Origin of the sequence: Pseudomonas sp. NPDC087817, assembly GCF_044742875.1 — a bacterium.
GTDB lineage: Bacteria > Pseudomonadota > Gammaproteobacteria > Pseudomonadales > Pseudomonadaceae > Aquipseudomonas.
This window is the reverse complement of record NZ_JBIUVJ010000003.1, coordinates 137,011-156,461: the sequence shown is the minus strand read 5'-3', so window position 1 is coordinate 156,461 and position 19,451 is coordinate 137,011. Positions and strand designations below refer to the sequence as shown.

6 protein-coding genes are annotated in these 19,451 nt (G+C 61.9%); 1 reads left to right on the top strand and 5 read right to left on the bottom strand.

The features are described 5' to 3' along the window. Positions 1-116: 116 nt before the first annotated feature. A complete protein-coding gene (locus tag ACIONG_RS04405) occupies positions 117-1,214 on the bottom strand; it encodes an AraC family transcriptional regulator (protein WP_401296993.1) in 1,098 nt (365 codons plus the stop codon). A gap of 211 nt (positions 1,215-1,425) precedes the next feature. On the opposite strand from ACIONG_RS04405, the gene ACIONG_RS04400 reads away from it, so the two are divergent. After that, the gene (locus ACIONG_RS04400) at positions 1,426-2,373 is read left to right on the top strand and encodes a transporter (protein ID WP_103302416.1); all 948 of its coding nucleotides are present in this window, start codon (positions 1,426-1,428) and stop codon (positions 2,371-2,373) included. 186 nt (positions 2,374-2,559) lie between these two features. On the opposite strand, the gene ACIONG_RS04395 is transcribed toward ACIONG_RS04400, so the two are convergent. The 4 genes from ACIONG_RS04395 to gspE form a co-directional block, all read right to left on the bottom strand. After that, positions 2,560-15,045, bottom strand: coding sequence for a filamentous haemagglutinin family protein (locus ACIONG_RS04395; RefSeq protein WP_401296991.1), 12,486 nt, complete (start codon positions 15,043-15,045; stop codon positions 2,560-2,562). Between the two features lie 180 nt (positions 15,046-15,225). After that, entirely contained in the window at positions 15,226-16,326 is a 1,101-nt protein-coding gene (locus tag ACIONG_RS04390; RefSeq protein WP_315446917.1) for a substrate-binding domain-containing protein, read from the bottom strand. 496 nt (positions 16,327-16,822) lie between these two features. Then, a complete protein-coding gene (gspF, locus tag ACIONG_RS04385) occupies positions 16,823-18,034 on the bottom strand; it encodes a type II secretion system inner membrane protein GspF (protein ID WP_103302419.1) in 1,212 nt (403 codons plus the stop codon). Continuing rightward, on the bottom strand, positions 18,034-19,440 hold the full coding sequence (gene gspE, locus ACIONG_RS04380; protein ID WP_401296988.1) for a type II secretion system ATPase GspE: 1,407 nt from the start codon (positions 19,438-19,440) through the stop codon (positions 18,034-18,036). The genes gspF and gspE overlap by 1 nt, the downstream gene beginning before the upstream one ends. Positions 19,441-19,451 lie beyond the last annotated feature (11 nt).

The window sequence follows — 19,451 nt, the reverse complement described above, 5'->3', positions numbered from 1 at the left end:
ACCGACGTGAGCGTTCATCGGTGAATCCGTTATCGACCAGGATCGTTCATGTCGATGCATGACTCAAGACACCTCGGTCGGCCTCAATCTCTCAAGTCCATAATCGACACAATCTTTCAGGTCGATGTAACTCTTAAGACACCTCGGTCGGCCCCCTCTCCCTCCGGGAGAGGGCTGGGGTGAGGGTTTGCGTCATTGCGCCATGCACTCGGGCTCATCCCCGTCCAGCGCTTGAACGCCCGGCGAAAACTGCGCACATCGCTGTAGCCCACCTCCTCGGTAATCCGCTCGATGGGCATGTCCGGATTGGCCAGCAGACTCATCGTCCGCGCCTGCCGTACTTGCTCCAGCAGTGCTTCAAAAGTCAGCGAATGTTCGGTCAGGCGCCGACGCAAAGTACGGCTGCTCATGTTCAGATCACCGGCAATCTTTTCGATATGGCTGCCCCGGCTCAAGTCCCGGGCAATCGCCCTTTCCACGGCCTGAATCAAATCGAGTTTCTGATGCACCTGCGCCGCTTCCAGCTCCAGTAACGCCACTGCCTGACGCAATGCCAGTGAGTGGTGATTGGGTAGATTCACATCAAGCCATTGCACGTCGATCAACATGCGATTGTGCAGGCAACCGAAGCGCACCTGCGGCCCGAGCAGGCGGTGATATTCGCTCAGGTAATCCGGGGCGGCATGCATGAACTCCACGGCAATTGCCTGGAAATCGGCCCCCGCCAGCGCCCGACCGTACACCAGCAGACTGGCGAAAAACTCCTCGACCGCGAACACCTGCACATCGGCGAACGGTAAGCGGCATTCGGCATCGAGATGCACCTGCTCACCGACCACATCGACGCTGGACACCACAATTCCGCCCGACGTGTGCTGATGGCGAATTCCCAGCGCAAAGGCATCGCGCAAGGTCTTGCACAGCGACAAAACGTGGCCGAGCAGCCCCAGCGTGCCGAGTACATTCTGTGCCCCGACCCACAAACCCAGGCCCTGATTGGGCAGCACCTTGAGCGCGCGCTGAATCATCGCCACGGCCTGACGATAGGAAATCCGCTGCGCCGGATCCTGCAAATCTTCGAGGGTAAAACCCAGCCCACGGCACAGGCTTTCGGGGTCGACGCCCTTGTTCTGCGCGACTTCGGCGAGGGTTTGCAGGAGAAATGGCGATACCAACGCCAGTTCAAAGGTCGGGTCTTGGACTTTTACGTTCATGAGGGCGAGACATTCCGGAGCACGCTTGATTGTTATTTTTGTAACCGGTTATGTCGAAAGAAGTTAGCACAGGGTTGGCGCACTGTCCGCAGAAGTCCCCCTAACTGTCCGCCAATACCCTGCCCTGTCGGGCGCCAAGCGCTTATTTCTATAGTGCCGGGCGTTCTGCGTGCCGGCGTTGCGCCCAATCACAATAATAATGAGGACGGATATGAACCCGAACCGCGCGACTTACCGTTGCCGCCTGGCCCTGACATTACTGGCCGGCACCGCGACCCTGCCGGCCCTGGCCACCGAAGCCGGCGTCGACAACATCGGCACCGGCACCGACGGCTTCTTCATGCTGCCGCTGGAAGTCGACAGCCTTCCGGAGAACATGGTCGCGTTCAACCTCTACTACAACCATTACAAGGCGCGAAAACTCAACATCAGCTCGTTTGGCGGCAAAGTGCCGAATGTCGAGATCGAATCCACCGCCGTCATTCCACGCCTCGATTATCTGAGCCCCGTGCGGATATTCGGCGGACGTCTGGCCGGCTACATTGCCCAGCCGTGGTTGAAGCAGGAAGTCTCGGTGTTCGGCCTCAGCGACACCCGCGAAGGCATGGGCGACACCACCATCGCGCCGATCATTCTGTGGGACATGGGCAAGAACCTGACCCTCGGTGCCGCCGTGGAAATCACCGTGCCGACCGGCGAATACAGCGTCGATCGGCTGGCCAACACCAGCAACAATTTTTACACCTACAAACCGCTGTTCTCCTTCACTTGGCTGCCGACGGACAAGACCGAAGTCTCGATGAAGACCACTTACAGCTTCAACGAGAAGAACAAGGACACCGATTACAAATCGGGGCAGATCTTCCACTTCGATTATTCCGCCAGCTACAAGATCACCGACGATCTGATGCTCGGCATCAACGGCTACTACCTCAAGCAGACCACCGACGACAAACAGTTCGGCCACACCGTGCAGTTTGCCGGGCAGGACGTCGATGACGGCGTGCGTGGCAAGGTCTTCGCGATTGGTCCGGCGCTGCACTTCACCTTCCTCAAGTACGCCAGTGCGGAGATTCGCTGGGCCAAGGAATTTGATGTGGAGAACCGGCCGGAAGGGGAAATGTTGTGGGCGAAAGTCAGCATTCCTTACGCTTTCTGACCCCACCGCAATCCCCTGTGGGAGTGAGCCTGCTCGCGATAGCGGTGTATCAGTTACTGATGTGCTCTCTGACACACCGCTATCGCGAGCAGGCTCACTCCTACAAGGGTTGTGGCCAGTTCCGAAGTTTTTAGCAGAAAAAAAGGGCGGCCAAATGGCCGCCCAAACGTACTACACGAGAGTCTTTTACAACGTCAGTTGCCCACGTTCCTCCTCGGTCAACTGCTGTTTCGCCTGTTCATCCAGCGCCCCCGCGCCCAACACCTGCACCGGGCTGTTCGGGTTGTAACCCGGAGCCGGCGCACGGCTGGCGCCATCACGCGACGGCGCCAGTTGTTCGTTGCCGAAACTCAGCACCTGCACGGTGAACACCGACGCCTGATTCTGCCGCGCTGCCGCCTGCTGCTGACGCGCAACATCTTCCGCCGCTTGCGTGGCCGAGGACGCGGCGGAACTGGCCGAAGTGATCGCCCCGGTATTCACCGCCGACACCACCGGCACACCCGTCGACTTGCCCTGCACCGAAATGTTGGCGGCGTTGACCACCGTCAGCGCGGCGATGTTGACGTTGCCCGACACGCGAATCCCCGCCTCGCCCGCATCAATGGTGCCCAGCGGTGCGATCAGGTCGATGTCGCCGGGCTTCACTTCGGCAATCGGATTGAGCGTGGCGATACCGGCGCCGGTGCTCGGTACCGATGGCGACAGGGTCACGTTGCCCCAGGTGTCGTAGACGCGTTTCGGCGGGGTGTAGACCACAGTGGTTTTCGAGCCACGACCGGCGTTGATATCGCCCTCGGCCGACCAGCCGAGAATCGAGCCGCCGAAGGTGGTCATGATCCGGCTCTGACCGAGCAGGATGCTGCCCTGCGAATAGAGCTGAATGTTGCCCGAGCCCTGGGTGATGATCCCCGCCGTGGATGGCGGTGCCGCGCCCTCGATGCCGAACACCTGACCACCGCCCGGTGTGAGCATCTGGATGTCGCCGCCAAACAGCGTCTTGACCCCGGCGCCGCCGTACAGCGTGATGTCGCCGTCGTAGCGGATCGGATTGCCGGCCACATCGGTGGTCGGGAACAGCGCGGCAATGGCATTGCGACCGCGCAGGTAACTGCCTTTGCGCGGGCCGTCGACATCGTTGTATTCCAGGCCACCGGCACGCAGTTCGGCGAAGTACACCTGACGGGCGAAGATCGCCTGCTCGGCACTCGGCAACGCGGCGTAGAACGCTTGCGCCTGTTCGGCGCTGCCGCTGAAGCCGTAACCGAGGGTCAACCAGCTCTGTAGTTCGTCGAGATAGGTTTTGACCACCTTGCCCGGTTGCGCGCTGAGCGAGGTATCCGGATTGGCAACATTCAGCGTGTTCAGATACCGCGCGATGAACCGCAAATAATCCGGCCCCTGTGCCCCTGCGCCAGCCTGCAACACCACGCTCGCGCCAGGCTGGTTATCCCCGGCCACCAACGGCCCTATGCTGTTGATGCTGGCGCGATCCTCCATGAGGATGTTGCGCCCGGCATTCACGTCCAGAACACCCGGCCCGGCGATGTCGAAACTGCTATAGAGGATGTCGCGCCCGGCCGAGACCCGAGAGACATCGCCAGGCTGGCTGTGCACGAACAGATTGCCGGTAGAGGCGATCTGCTCGTTACTGCGGCCCCTGCCCTCGCTGGCCGAATACGTCTGTTGTCCCAGGTTCGTACCGGAAGCGACGATGTCGCGCCCCGCCACCATCCACACCGGACCCGCGGCTTCATACCAAGTGCGTTTCGTGGTCTCGAAGAACAATGTCTCGCCCGTACGAATCCCCACCAGATCACCGGTCAATGCATAGAAACGCGCCGGCCCCTGGACACGGCTCAACCCCGAGTAACTATCAGGACCAAAAGCAAAGAGTGGGTAGCGCGTATTGGTCTCCGCCAGCACACCGTCGCTGCCGGCGTTGCTCATGATCGGTCGGCTGTAGACGTTGTTGCCGTAGCCATTGAATGCAGGTGCAAAGGGTGTCGCGATGGCCGATGGGCTGGCACCTGACTGGTTGATGGCGTAGCCACCGGCATAGATCGAATCGCCTGCGATCAGCTCAAGCTGCCCCGCGTTCGAAGGCGCCAGCAGCAGCGAATAGTTCAGGGCCGGTGCAGCGTTGCCTACACCGTAAGCCGCTGACGGCCCGACATAAATCGAACCCTGGCCCGCGACGGCGCGCAGTATCGACGGGATCACGTAGCGATCATCGGTGGGCGACGTATTGAGCCCGTCGATTTTCCCTTGGACGGCGGTTTCCATCAGTTGGGTGTTCGGCGTCAGATTGCCGCCTGCCGAGAATAAATCGATGGCCGTGTGATCGGTCCACAGCGAAAACCCCGTCAAACCGCCACCGGCGTGGTAAACGCCATCGGCCGTGGTAAACGGTGTCGAGTTCTGCAGACGCACGCGGCCTGGGTCCGCAGCGCCACCGAGTACCAGATCGCCTCGGGTATTGAGGCGCATACCCGAGTCGCCGGGAATCAGCACCACCCCGCCGCTGGCATTGCTGGCCGTCGAATTGAACGGATCGAAGGCGCGCGTTTCCCTTGGGTCGTGAAACAGCGAAGACGCGCCGTACTGCAGATTGACCCCGCCCAACGCGGCGCCCGTCAGTTGCGCAGCACCACGCAGGTTGATGATCGCGCCCTGCAAATCGTGCGTCGGCGTGCCTGTACCCGACAGGCCCGCGCGTGCTTGCAGAGACGGATTGAGGGTGCCACCGAGACGAATATCCAGGTCTCCGCCCCCGGTCAGTTGCAGGTTGCCGTCGCTACCGACGCGGCCGGTGCTGCCGACCGCCACGATCAGGCCCTGACTGCGTGGGTAAGCCGCATACTTTTCATCGCCCATGGCCTTGAGCATGCCGGCATCCCCGGTGGCGCTCAAACTGATGTTGCCGCCGCCCAACGTACCGAAACCGGTGAAGCCCACCAGATAGGGTTTGCTTTCCACACCCTGCATTGGTAGAGGCTGCGCAGCGTAGCTGCCAAAGTTGATCCACCAGGCCGTCGGCACATCGTCGTTTCCCGTCCCCTGGCGCCACAGCCAATTGCCCACCGCGACACTTGGAAGCTGCTCACGCGTGCCGTCGGCAACGGCAGTGGTACGACGGCCGAGCACGTCACCCGACACCGACCCGCCGGCATTGATCGTCAGGTTACCGCCCATCTGCGGATACCAGGCCTGATAAAGACTGGCACTGCCGCCATCGACCCATTTTTCGACATCGCTGCCCGCGCTGCCCAACACCGAACCATCGGCCGACAGACGCCCTCGTGCCTGGTTGTAACGCGCATCGACGTTGCTCGATTGAGTGCCGGCGGTGTACACGCCAAACGGTGAAGCCATGCTCACGTTACCGGCAGCCATCAGGTCCAGGTCACCGGTGCCGGTGCGCAACACGCTGAACATTTGCGAATGGGCTTCGGCGCTCTTGCGGGGATTGTTTTCGATGCACAGCGCCGGATCGATGCTGCACCAGAACAATTCGTCATCGTTCATCGGCGTGTAATCCGGCATGCCCATCCAGTTACCCGGCGCCCACACCGTGCGCGCCATCGGCGCACAGGCGTCGGGCGCGATCTCGCAAAGCAGCAGGTATTCCTCTGGAACCGGTTCGTACGGAGTAAAGCCATACTCGTTACCTACGGCCCAGACCAGTTTGCCGGCCACCTCGATCATGGTCACACCATAGTGGGTGTCCGCCAGCTGCAAGTTGCCGGCGCTGGCCTGAGGTTTCACTGCACGGCTGTCGGCTGCGGCCAGATCGGCGCCTGCCACCATGCGCATCGACCACGACGCACTGCCTGCCGGCAGCATGCTGGCAATCGCCCAGTTGCGACCTTGTTGTGTGCCATTGGACGGACGCAGATCGAGGAACACGGTGCCGTCCGCCAGCTTCACATTGGTCATGGATGGAATCAGCGAACCACGTAACAGCTCCAGCGTAGTGCTCAGCAAGACGCCGACCGTTTTATTGTCGCCATCGACAGCACCCGGCAGCGGCACACCTTTGGGCCAGAGCAGGGTCTGTAACGCAGTGGCGTTGTTCAAACGAATGCCTGCGCCCAAACAACTGCCTGCCGGCAGGGTCACAGCGTTTTCGAGCAATGTGCCGGCGGCATACAGCAGATTGCCCACCGAGTCATGCACATCGCCAGCCAGCACGGTTCCGGCCTCAAGCGTATAGGGTGCGGCCAGCGTGCCCTGAACCGGCAACACAGTACCCGCTGCCAGCGTGGCGGCCTGAATCGGCAAGTCGTAGTTCAATGTTGCACCGACCGGGAAAAGCGTACCTTCGGCAAGGCTCACCCCGGCGCCCGGCACAATCAGGTCGCCACCGTACGGCTGAATGCCCGGTACCAGTTTCCAGCCAGCATCGTCGGCAGTTTCCGGCGGCGGCGCAAAACCGTCGTTGATGCTGCCGTAGATATCGAGATTGCCACCCGCCCGGATCAACAGGCTGCCCGCCTCACCGCTGCCATACACCGAGGTTCGGCGAGTGTTCGGGTTGAGGCTTGCATAACGGTAGCCGGACAGATCGAGATCGCCCTGTACAACCAGATCACCGTCGGCAGATTTACTGACGATTTCGACACCCGGGCGCAGGTGAAATACATCCGCGTAGGTCGCATTGTTGAGGCCGGCCAGTTTACGTTGCAGCAGATCACTGTTGTTCAGTGCCGCGTTGATAAAGCCGTCGCTGTCAGTGTGAATGCGGTCCAGGTAGCCCTGATCGATCACCTGATACGGGCGACCGCTGGCCGCCGGATCGGTGCCGTCGACGGCATCGCTGTAGCGGCGCACGGCGTTCAGCCCAATGGAGCGGGCACCTTGAATATTCACCGCGCCGCTGGCATCAATCGCAATGTCATTGCCGCCCAGGCGCGGTGCATTCAGCTCCAGCGTCCCACGCGCCAGACCATCGCGTTGTCCCGCCAGGTTTCCAGCCACTGCATCGGTGCCGTGACGCAGATCGATCCGTGCACCGGCGGCCAACGTCAGTACACCGTCAGCGGAATTGAGCTCGACCATGGCGCGGTTCGGCGCGTCGATGATCTGGCCGTAGCTGTCGACTCGCAGCACGCGGCCATGAGCATCCAGCACCGCGTCACCGGTCAGGCTCAAGCCGTTTTTGCCGGCCAGACGAATGCTGCCGACCCGTTCGCCACTGGCATCGATCAGCCCGGCCACGGTGAGGCTGCCGCTGTCCACCGAGACATTGACCTCGCCGGCCTTGAGCCCGTCACCGATGACCAGATCACCCTGCTTGAACTGGAAGCTGCGGCTTCCAGTCACTGCGCCCTCATTCAGGCGCTGGTTGAGGCTGGCGAAGGCCTGGCTCAAATCACCCTGCAGACGCTGAGCGCGAATGTCCACACCGGCGGCCTTGTACGGCACCCAGGTGCCGCCCGCATCGTAGTAGCCGCTGCTGCTGCCGACGATCTGCCCTTGCAGGTCAACCTGTCCGGCGTCGACGGCCAGGGCCACGACACTGAGTTGGCCGGCCTGATTGTTGACTGCCGACAGATCGATCCGCGAACCCGCCGCCTGATGAATATTGCCTGCGCTGCTGTGCAACGACAGATCGCCGCCCCAGCTGTATTTCTTCACATCGTTGAACGGCAGGACGCGACCTGCCATGTCCACCTGCGCGCCGCTGCCAAGCGTCAGATCGTCCTCGGCATTGACCAGCAGTTTGCCGCTGGCAAGCACGATGCGACTGTCGAGCACAACGCTGCGTGCCGACAGACTCAGTTGCGCGCCGAGGGCATCCGCCACCGCCGTGGTGGCGGTGCCGCTCAGGCTCAGGTTGTTGCCGGCCTTGAGCTCGCTGACCGAGGCGGCTTCGCCGGTCAACAATGGCGTGCGCAGGTTGAGATTGCCACCGCTGTAGCTGAACCCCGTGACCGCGTCGTAAGCCCCTTGCGATTCGTACACCGCCAGGCTGCCCTTGTGGTTGGCGGTGATGCGTTCGCTGGCATTGAGGTTGACGTTGGCAAAACCCAGAGTGAGTCGGTTGTTGAGGTCCAGACCATTGGGTTGTGGATTCGGGCCATAACCCAGTTCGATCCGTTGCGCCTGAATATCCAGCGTGCCGTGGCCGTTGCCAGCGCCATCCTTGACCACCGTGCCCGGCGCTTGCGTGGCACCGTTCCAGATCAGATTCCGGGTGCGAATCGTCGCCACGTCGCGGACACCTCCCGAGCCATAGATGGCCGGGGTGCCCAGCGCCAGATTCTGCAATCGGCTCTCGCCGGTCTGTGGGTCGAGCGTGTCGAGGGTGACATCGCCGAAAAAGTTGAATGCATCGCGGGCCACCAGACTCAGGGTTTCCAGGGCTGGCGCGCCGAATTGCGTGTCGCCCTGCAACAAACGATCAAGCACGTTCTGGTTCAGCGTCAGGCCTGCGGGCAGACGACCGGTGGCCGCTGCCAGTGCTTGCGCACTGCCGGCATTCACCACGCCGACCGACAGTCCCAACTGGCGGGTGCCGAAACGAACGCTCTCGCCCATTTCGAAGTCTTTGTCGGTGGCGGCGATGATGCTGCCATTGGAGTACAGCAACGCCGGCGCCGTGCACTCGGCGGTCGGACAGGCGCCAATACGAATGCTCCCGCCTCCGCCCGGAGAAGGCGCAAGCACTGGCGTCCAGCCATTGGAGACCACCAGCAGGCTGTTGCGCTCCGGTACATAGATGAAACCGGCCGCCGCATCGTACGCAACGGCGCCGCGCCCCAAGGTATTGATGCCCGCTCCCGCATCAATCGTGATGCCGCCATTGGCGCTGGTGGTGCTTAGCACGACCTCCGGCGCCGAGAGGATGGCTCCCTCTCTCAGCGTGATGGCGGAGGTGCTGCCGATCATTTTTATGGAGCTGCCTTCCGCGCCGTAATACACGGTCGGGGTGCCACCGATGGTCAGTCGTCCGGCATTCAGCGCATTGAGGGTGTCGGCATACAGCGATACACCGGTAAACCCCGCCGTGCGCGTCCGCCCGGCGCCGAGAATCTCGAACTCACCGCCGGTATAACCGCCCTGGACGACAGTGGTGCCCATCACCCCGCCATCGGCGGGCTTGAACAGCACCCGCCCATTGAAGTCGAGAGCGTTGTCATGTTCGCCGCCGCTGACCATGCGCAGGTGCAGCGTGTTGCCGTCCAGCGGCGTGCGAGCACGTGGCAGGCCGCGCCGTGCGGCATCGTTGAGAACAAATTGGGTGTAGCCGGTTTCGTTGTACTGCGAATAACGCCGCAGGACATCGGCAGACGTCACAATCACCTGGCTGGGCAGGCTGTCACGAATGCCGGTATTGGCAATCGACATCTGCCCGGAACTGGTCCAGGAACCGTTGCGCAACGGCAACGCGCTGCCCATCGGGCCGGCCATCGCCTGACCATTGATTTCGACCCGGAAGGCACCCGGTAACAAGGCGAAGGTTGACGGCAGCAAAGTGTAGGTGCCCGGCGCCAGCCCGGGAATACCGGCCTGGAGCGTGATCTGCTGGCCGATACGCGGATCGACGGCGCCGGCCTCGGCGAGCATCGGCGCATAACGGCTCTGGTCACCCGCGACAATGGCATAAACGGGGTTGCTGGCCAGTCCCGGCAGACTGAAGGTGCCATCGGTGGCATTGCGTGCCAGCGGATTGAAACGTGCGTCGGTAGAGCCGCCTCGCCCGGAAACAAAACCGGCCCCGCGCAAATCGCCGCCCCCCGCAATATCGATCAGCGCGCCGGCCTGTACATCGGTGTATTGCGCGTCGAGTATCACCCCGGATGTCGCACCGGCAATGCCATTGAGGATCACCGACTTGCCGTTGTATCGATAGTCGATCCCGTCGGTGGTTCCGCCATAAGGCATGACCAGTCCGGCGGCACTGACAGACGTCACGCTCCCGGGCAGCAGGTGCAATTCACGGGTTTTGACAAAAACGTCCTCACCCAGCGCAATGAGACCCAACGGCGCCCGAATCACGCCCCCCTGCTCAATGTGGCCAGCGCTCAATGTGAGGCTGCCGAACACCGAGTAAGGCAGTGTCGTCGGCGCCGCCCCGTGACTGCTGATACGCAACGTATGCTCCGGCACCGATCCGGCCTGGCTCTGATACCCCACGCGCACTTCAGCCTGGACACCACTGGCCGGATAGATTTGCGCTGCACGCAAGTGCATGTCACCGGGTGTCCACAGACGGCTTCGCTGTTGCTCATCGCTCGGCGCGAGAAATCTCATGTCGCCTGCGCTGTCGAGCGTCACCTCAGCAAAGCCACGCCGACTGACCTTGAGCTCCGGTGCTCCTGCTTGCAAAACAGTCCCTTCGGTGCCAAAAGACAGCGAACTCCCAAGGTCCAGCAGGTTCGCAGAGGCGTTGAACTGCGCAGTGGACAACAGCGCGGTCGGGTTGCTCATGACCCGTGGACGAATCTTGCTGTCCGAACTCAGGTAAGTGCCCACCCCGGACAGGCGCAGATAAGGCGCACTGAGGTTGACCCGAGTGCTGTCCTTCGCCGACTCGGCCAGGGAAATGGAACCGGCGAACAGACTCAGACTCTGCCCCATGTTCAGGTCGACATCGCCCTCGAACGGCATCAGGCCGTTGCTCAGCAGACTGACGTTATCGAAACCGCCACTGGTTAATTGATCAGCACTCAGACGCGTCCGTCCATAACGTAAAAGTGCCGCGGCTTCGCCCGCTTGCAGCGTCTGCGGCAGTGCCTCCGTCGGCCCTTGGCCGATGATCAATTCCCGTGGCACCCGCACCGCATTGGTCATGACCGCGGCACCGTAGGCCGGCGTGTCCAGCGCGATTTCCAGACGTCCGCCCGCCGCGCCTGCACCACCGGCGCCGGCCTGCAGACTGCCTTCGATAAACAGGCCATTGTAGGAGCTCAAGGCAATGCGTCCGCCATCGGTGGCCACGCGAACCGGTCCTTGCCCGGTATTGTCCAGCACCGCTTGCGTGCCGGAAGCCTCCAGACGCGCACCTTGACGGACGATGACGTAAGCGTCGGCGGCGGTCGCGGTGGCCTTCTTCGCATCAATTTCGCCACCGAGGATGATCGAGCCGCCCTTGCCGACCTGACCGTAGACTCTGCCCAACGCATCCACTGCTGTCGCGGCCCGACCGGCGACATCGAGCACGGCATGCTCACCGATCCAGATCGAACGGTTGTGCGCCGTCGGATCCGCCTCTTGCAACGACGTTGCCACATCAATCGAGCCGAATTGCTGCTGACGGATATCAATGCTGCCGCCCCACGCGTTGAGCTCACCGTCCACCGTGATCTGACCTGCCCCGCGCAAGCTGATGCGCTGACCGGGATCGACGTTGATCCGTGAGCCCTGGCCGATGGACAACGGGCTGTCGGCGGGGTCAATCAAACCGGGGAACGTTGCGCCGGCCTGCAATGCAACGGAGGCACCAGCTCTTTGCGTCAGTACGCCCTTGAGCGGATTTTCCTGGAACAGCGTCGGCGTCCAAAGCTCAAGGGCATTGCCTGGTGTCGTACCGGACGGCACGTTCGAGGCTGATTCGGCGAAACGATAGACCGGCATCAGCACATCGAGGGCGGTGTCATCGGCCAGTTCCAGGCCCTTCAAACCGATGATGTTGTAGGCGCTGAAGCCCGAGCGGAACAGTCCCGGCGCCAGACGCAACGTCTGTCCATCGAGGCCCTCGCTGGCAGAGCCGATCAGCACCTTATTGGCCTGCAGGGTCAGCGTACCGCCGCCGCTCACGCCGTAACCCTGAATGTCACCATCAAGCACCATGTGTGACTGGCCGGGCGCGCTGTTGGTGCTGGATTCAAGGGTCACGTCGCCCCCCTTGCCGCCACGGGTCTTGCCGTTGGCCAGTATCGCGCCGCCCGACGAGACATCGACTTGACTGCCACTGGCCAGAAGGATGTCGCCGCTGCTGCGGATCGACACCGTCCCGCCGTCGATGTACGCCAGTCCGCCAGCGTCGTCCGGGTTGCTCGACAGGTTGCTCCAGAGACCTTGAGTCTGCAAATGCACACCCTGTGCAACGGCCACCCGCGCCTGTTTAGCCGCTGGCACCGGGAGGCTGACGTCGTCGCGTCGATTCGTGGCGAGCTGGTTCAACACGTTGCCAAGACGCAGGCTGCCACCTTGCGCTACCAGGTCAGCGTTGACCTGTACCTCAGGGCTGAACAACGTGATGTCACCGCCATTGTCCAGCGCCACGCGGTCATTGACCTCAATGCTGTTTTTGGCGGAAATCTTCAGCGCCCCCAGCTTGAATCCATTAAGCAGCCCGGCATCGAGAAACAGTTTGCCCCGACGCTCTTCAGCGACCGCGCCAGCCAATCCTGAATCAGTACCGGTGTCACGCACGCCCCCGACCTGCACTTGATCCAGCAGCGGGCTGAGCTGATAAAGCAAGCCCGAACTGGCAGCGACATAGGCGGCATCGTAGCCACCCACGATCAACTGCCCACGCCGTGCCCGGGCGGTCTGCGCCTCCTCATATCCGTCGAGACCGGCCCGGGGGGTCCGGGTTTGCCGTTCGCCCTGAAACACCTCGCCCAACAGTTGACCGTCCAGCACGGCGTTGCCCGTGGCAATCACCAATTGCCCGGCGTCACGACCCACGGTATACCCGGCTTCCAGACGACGCGTCGGCGCGATCAATGGGCTATAGAAATATTCAGTCTGCCCCCAGCGCTCACTGCTACTTTCGTAACCTTTGTAAAGACCGCTGTAGAGAATGTCGCCCGGCGCACGGGAGACTTCGTATAAGCGCCCGTCGGCACCGCGCAGCCAGCTCTGGCGAATCTCGCCGCTTTGCACATCGAGCGTGCCGCCGGACAAATTGATCAGCGAACCTTTTTCGCTGATCACATCATTGCCGGAAAATCTCACTTCACCGCCCTGAGCCATCCATTCACCGATACCGTGGCCCTGGGTGCCAAGGTAACCGCCCACTTCCAGCAGCCCGCCGGCGGTGTACCAGCGGTCAGTGGCGTAACCGTTGGTGCCCACCGGCACGAAGACCAATTCGCGAACATCGACCCAGACATCGTTACTGTTCAGCGCACCGCTCTGGCGATTGACCGAGGCATCGCGCTGCTCGTTACCCTGCACGTTGATCTTGATGTTGTTGGCTTCCATGGCCACTTTCACGCCCAGGGCGCCGGAGACATCAATCACCGCCCCGTCGCGCACCAGACTGCGCTGGCCGGCAGCCACGGCGACCTGACCGCCAGTAGCGAGGGTGATCGAGCCTCGTTGAAACTCGACGGTACCCCCGCTGCCGATAACGATGCGTGACTGGTCACTGCGAATCCGGTTGTCGGCATTCACACCGATCAGCGCCGACTCGCGCTGACTGTCGAGGGCGGTCAGGTCGCTGCTGTCGAGCAGGATTGCACTGACGCTGCCTTCGCCCAATGTCACACGGCCCCGAGTGTCAGTGGCCGGATTGAGCAAGTGCACGGTGCCACGCGTCGCGACCGAAGTGCTCGCCAACAGCACGCCGTTTTGCACGACGTCGTGGCCAGTCAGAGTGATGTCGCCCGTCGCGGCCTGAATCAGGCCGGTGTTGCTGACCTTGCCGGTGCTGTCAGCCTTGAAACCGGGAATGACCTCGCTGCCAAAGGTCGTGGAATAACCATTACCCTCGGTGCCCGAACCTTTACGAATGTAGAAGCGGTCACCCGCGCCGAGGACAGTCTGACCTTTGGCCGTGCTGATAGAGCCGTCGTTCTGCACTTCCTTGCCGAGCAACAGGGTGTAGCCGCCGGAATCAGTGGAAAGCGCAGGTTTGCGTGTTTCAATCGCGGCACCACGTTCCACAAGGACTTTGCCGGCAGCGTCGGTGAAGGTTGGCTGGCTGCCCTTGCTGTCGAAATACAGACCACGGTCGCGGAACTGCACATCGCTGATATCCGCCGCTGCCGCCACCAGGTTACGCACATTGACCTGACTGCTGCCGCTGAACACGATGCCGTTGCGGTTAATCAGCATGACGGTACCGTCCGCCTTGATCTGTCCTTGAATCTGGCTGGGCCGCGCGCTCGGATCATTGACCCGGTTGAGCACCGCCCAGTTGGACTGCTGGGCAAATTCCACCGTGGTATTGCGCCCGACGTTGAAGGTTTCCCAATTGAGAATCGCCTTGTCGGCAGTCTGCTCGATCTTCACCGAGGTCTTGCCGTCGGCCTGGGTTTGTTGCGGGCCTTTGGCATTCATCCAGCCCTGGGCCAGGCTGTTGTCGACTTTCAGACCGCCCTCGCCCAGTCCATCGGGCACCACTTGCACGCTGCCCAGTGCGGCGGCGCGTCCGGCCGCTTGTGCCGCCTGCTGGGCGGCGATCGCCGCCACGGTGTTGTTGAGTGTCTGCAACGAACGCTGTAACTGCTGATTGGCCCGCTGCTGCTGGGCCAGCGGTGGCGTCATCCCCGGCAAACCACCCACGCCAGGTCTCGCCGCCGCTGCTTGCTGCGCAACACCTTTAGCGGCAAACCAGCTCGAGCTGAACGCGGTTGCGGCCTCGGCACTGCCCGCTACCAGACACAACGCCATCGCCTGGGCCAGCGGCTTGAGCAACCACTGGGCCGGATCGCCAGCGCCACGGTTTGCAGGCTGGACACGGGTACTGCGACGGGAGGTGCGAGCAAGCATCACTACAGATCCTTTTTGATTGCAGGCCGGTTCAGCCCTGCTGTTACGACATAGGCAGTTGGCGAGCATCACGACCGAACGGATGTCACACAAATTTCATGTTCGAGGTGTAAATCGGCAAAAAAAATGGCAGCAGCCCGAAGGCAGCTGCCATTTCATTGCGCGTGAAACGAGGCTTGCTTAAGGACGACCGACACCGTTGCAGGCGTTGGCGTTGTTGATGTTCAGGTTGTTGCCCGAGCTGTTGGTGATGAAGTTGGCGGTCACAGCGGTTTTCCAGTTGTTTGGAACCGGCGTGAAGCTGTGGGCAACGGTGGCAACGTTGTTGCCCGGGTTGCTGTAGTGAGTGGTCAGGAAGGCTTTGACATCAGCGGCCACGGCTGCGTCCTTGTAGCACTGGCCGAAGATGAAGTTGGTGTAAGCCACGATCGGATAACCGGTGGCCGGGTTAGGCACGACTGGCGCCCACTGTGCCGGGTTGGCCGGCGCGGTTGGCAAGGCAGCAGTGCTGAGTGCCAGGGTCACGTTGGCGTTGGTTGGCTGTACGCCATTGACGCGGGCAACCACGGCGTTGCTGGTTGCGTTCACGCCGTCCGGACCGACGTAACCGATGGAACCGTCTACGGCGTTCACGGCAGTCGCCACGTCAGCGGTGTTGGCTACGCCGACCCAAGTCGAAGGCAGAGCAGAACCGGCTGGCAGACGAGCGTTGCTGAAGGTGGAGTTGACGGCGAATTTGCCTGGGCAAACAGCATTCAAGTGGCGGCTGAGGATTTCAGTGGTGCCACTGGAAACGTTGCGGTAAACCACACGGATCGGGGTGGTGTCGGAAGTGCCCAACAGGGTACCCCAATCGGTCACGCTGCCCGAAAGCGCGTTGCACAGCTGAGTGCTGGTCAGGTTAAGCGCGGTCTGGCCGGCTTTTTTGTACGGAATGGCAACCGAAGTGGCCACCGATGGCAACTGGATCAGCGGGCCGTATGAAGTACCGAAGTTGGTGGTGTAGGTGCTGAGTTCCGAAGCGCTGAGAATCGAATCGCTACCGGCGAAGTGCACAGTGCCGGTGGTGCTGAACTGTGCAGAGTTGTTGGTCAGGAAAGCACTTTTGCCAACGCCGCTACCGGTCACGGCGTAGCTGAAGTTGGCAGGCAGGATGCTGTTGGCAGAGCCTTTGTACAGAGCGGCAGGCAGTGAAGCGCCACCACCGGTTACGGCCATGGCCTGGGCAGAGGCCAATGCGGCGACAGTCAGTGAGGCTGCGATCAGAGTGCGCTTGAACATGAAGAATCTCCTTTTCAACTGGGTTGTGAACACAGGGTTTCGGATGGCTTGCATGACACTGGGAGGACTCACCGGGCCCTCGCTAGCGCTGGCCTGGGTTGAGTCGCACTGAGAAATTCGCAGTTTCCGGTGACAGATAAAGGAAAAAACCTCGGGAGCTGCGGGGTGTTTCTGAAGGGATTTTCTCGGGTGTTTGTCGGATGCTGCGCAGCGTCTGGATCGCGGGTTTGGCTGAATCGGGCTGGAGCCGTTGGCGGGTGGTTGCAGATGACAGAAAGGAGAACCCGAGGATGGGGGAATCAAGGATCGGGTGATGCTGGAGTCCTGGGAAAAAATCTGGATTATTTATTGCCCTGACTGGCCCCATCGCTGGCAAGCCAGCTCCCACAGTTTTTTATGTTGTGCCGCAAATCGCATTAACAACACTGTTCCCTGTGGGAGCTGGCTTGCCAGCGATGAGGCCGGCCCAGTCACCATCAATATTTCAGACACACCACTACTGGACCAGTTGGTTGATCTCAATGATCGGCAACAACACCGCCATCACAATCACCAGCACCACCCCGCCCATCACCACAATCATCAGCGGTTCGAGCAACGCCGTCATGCCCATCGCCCGCCGCTCGATATCGCGGGACAACGTCTGCGCCGCCCGCTCCAGCATAGGCGGCAGCGAACCGGTTTTCTCACCACTGGCGATCAGGTGAATCAGCACCGGCGGGAAGACGTTTTCCACTCGCAATGCTGCGGCGAGGTTGACGCCTTCGCGCACCTTGGCCGTCGCCTCAGTGACACTTAGGCTCAAGCGATCGTTGGACAGTGTCTGCCGCGCTGCTTCCAATGCGCGCAACAACGGCACCCCGGCGCCGCCGAGAATCGCCAGGGTCGAGGCGAAACGTGCGGTGTTCAGGCCCAGGATAAAACGCCCGAAAAGCGGCAACTTCAACACCCGATGATGCCAACTCAAACGCGCCGCCGGATTGCGCAGATACAAGCGCCAACTCCAGAAGCTTGCGCCCATGATCCCTGCACACAGCCAGCCCCAACTGCGGATGAAATCACTCGCATTGAGCATCGCCAGGGTCAGCCCCGGCAAATCCTGCCGCGCCTGGGAAAACGCGCTGACTACCTGCGGCACGACGTAACTGAGCAGGAAAATCACAATGCCGATCGACACCAGCCCGACCACGCCCGGATAGATAAACGCGGTGAGAATCTTGCCGCGCAGGTTGTTGCGCTCCTCGATGTAATCCGCCAGGCGCTCCATGACTTGCGCCAGATCCCCGGACTCTTCCCCCGCCGCAATCAGCGCGCGATAAATCTCCGGAAAATCCCGTGGCCGCGCCGCGAGGGATTCCGCCAGACGCATGCCGCTACGCACATCGGCGCGCACGGCGCTGAGGGTGTGGGCGATGTGTTTTTTCTCGGCCTGCTCGACCGTGGCACTCAGCGCCGCTTCCAGCGGCAGACTGGCGCCCAACAGACTCGCCAATTGCCGCGTGGCCCAGGCCAGATCGTTGTCCGAGAGCTTGGCGCTGAACAATCCGCCACCGCCATGGCTGGCGACATTGCTTTCCTTGTGTACCGACAACGCGGTCAACCCGCGCCCGCGTAACACACTGAAAGCGGCGCCCTGACTGTCCGCCTCAAGGTGCCCGGATTCGATCTTGCCGGTCGCATCGGCGGCTTCAAAACGATAGCGATTCATCAGGCGTCCCGTGTCACACGAAGGATTTCTTCAGGGGCGGTGGCGCCGCTGCGGATCCAGCGCTCACCGTCCTCGCGCAGGCTGAACATCCCGGCCTTGGCCGCCGATGCACGCAGAGCCTGCTCCCCTGCACCTTGGTGAATCAGGGTGCGGATGTCGTCGTCGATGCAGAACAATTCGTGAATGCCGGTGCGGCCGCTGTAGCCGGTTTGATTGCAAGCCGCGCAGCCGACCGGGCGCCACGTCCCCGGTGTCGCCGGGTCTTCCTGTTTGCACTGATTGCACAAGCGTCGCACCAAGCGTTGCGCGAGTACGCCGAGCATCGACGAGGCCAGCAGAAACGGCTCGACGCCCATGTCGATCAAGCGGTTGACCGCCGACACCGCGTCGTTGGTGTGCAATGTCGCCAATACCAAATGCCCGGTCAGTGAGGCCTGCACGGCGATTTGTGCGGTTTCCAGATCGCGGATCTCGCCGATCATGATGATGTCCGGGTCCTGGCGCAGGATCGCTCGCAGCGCCAGCGCGAAGGTCATGTCGATCTTGGCGTTGACCTGAATCTGGCTGATGCCCGGCAGGTCGTATTCCACCGGGTCTTCAACGGTGAGGATATTGCTGGTACTCGCATCGAGTCGCGCCAGTGCCGCGTAAAGACTGGTGGTCTTGCCGCTGCCGGTCGGCCCGGTGACCAGCACGATGCCGTGGGGCTGGCGGATCAGGTGATCGAGTTTGGCCAGCACTTGCGCGTCCATGCCGAGGGTTTCCAGGTGCAGACGCCCGGCCTGTTTGTCGAGCAAGCGCATCACCACCCTTTCGCCATGCCCGGTCGGCACCGTTGAAACACGAATATCAATCGGCCGCCCGGCCACGCGCAAAGCGATGCGACCGTCCTGCGGCAGGCGTTTTTCGGCGATGTCGAGCTGGGCCATGATCTTGATCCGCGACACCAATGCGCCGTGCAACGCCTTGCGCGGCGAGACCACGTCACGCAGCGTGCCGTCGACGCGATAGCGCACCACCGAATGGGTTTCAAACGGCTCAATGTGAATGTCACTGGCCTCATCGCGCGCGGCTTGGGTGAGCAAAGCGTTGATCATGCGAATCACCGGTGCGCCGTCCTGGGTGTCGAGCAGGTCGGTGATTTCCGGCATGTCTTGCATCAAGCGGTCGAGGTCGACTTCGTTTTCTGCTGCGCCGACCACCGCTGCCGCACTACCCGTGTCGGCATAGGCAGTGGCAAGCAAGCCATCCAGTTCGTCATCGCGCACACGCTGAATCGTGGTCGCACCAAACTGCCGCCGCGCCTCGCTGATCGACCAACCCGGCGTCGACGGGCACACCGTCAACACCCCATCACACAACAAAACCCGCTGCGCCTTGGCCCAGGCGTAAGGCAACACACTCATCGCCGCCCCTC

Excerpts from the sequence above, each read along its gene's own strand:
- ACIONG_RS04405 (WP_401296993.1), bottom strand. The coding sequence starts at position 1,214 with ATGAACGTAAAAGTCCAAGACCCGACCTTTGAACTGGCGTTGGTATCG.
- ACIONG_RS04400 (WP_103302416.1), top strand. The coding sequence starts at position 1,426 with ATGAACCCGAACCGCGCGACTTACCGTTGCCGCCTGGCCCTGACATTA.
- ACIONG_RS04395 (WP_401296991.1), bottom strand. The coding sequence starts at position 15,045 with ATGCTTGCTCGCACCTCCCGTCGCAGTACCCGTGTCCAGCCTGCAAAC.
- ACIONG_RS04390 (WP_315446917.1), bottom strand. The coding sequence starts at position 16,326 with ATGTTCAAGCGCACTCTGATCGCAGCCTCACTGACTGTCGCCGCATTG.
- gspF (WP_103302419.1), bottom strand. The coding sequence starts at position 18,034 with ATGAATCGCTATCGTTTTGAAGCCGCCGATGCGACCGGCAAGATCGAA.
- gspE (WP_401296988.1), bottom strand. The coding sequence starts at position 19,440 with ATGAGTGTGTTGCCTTACGCCTGGGCCAAGGCGCAGCGGGTTTTGTTG.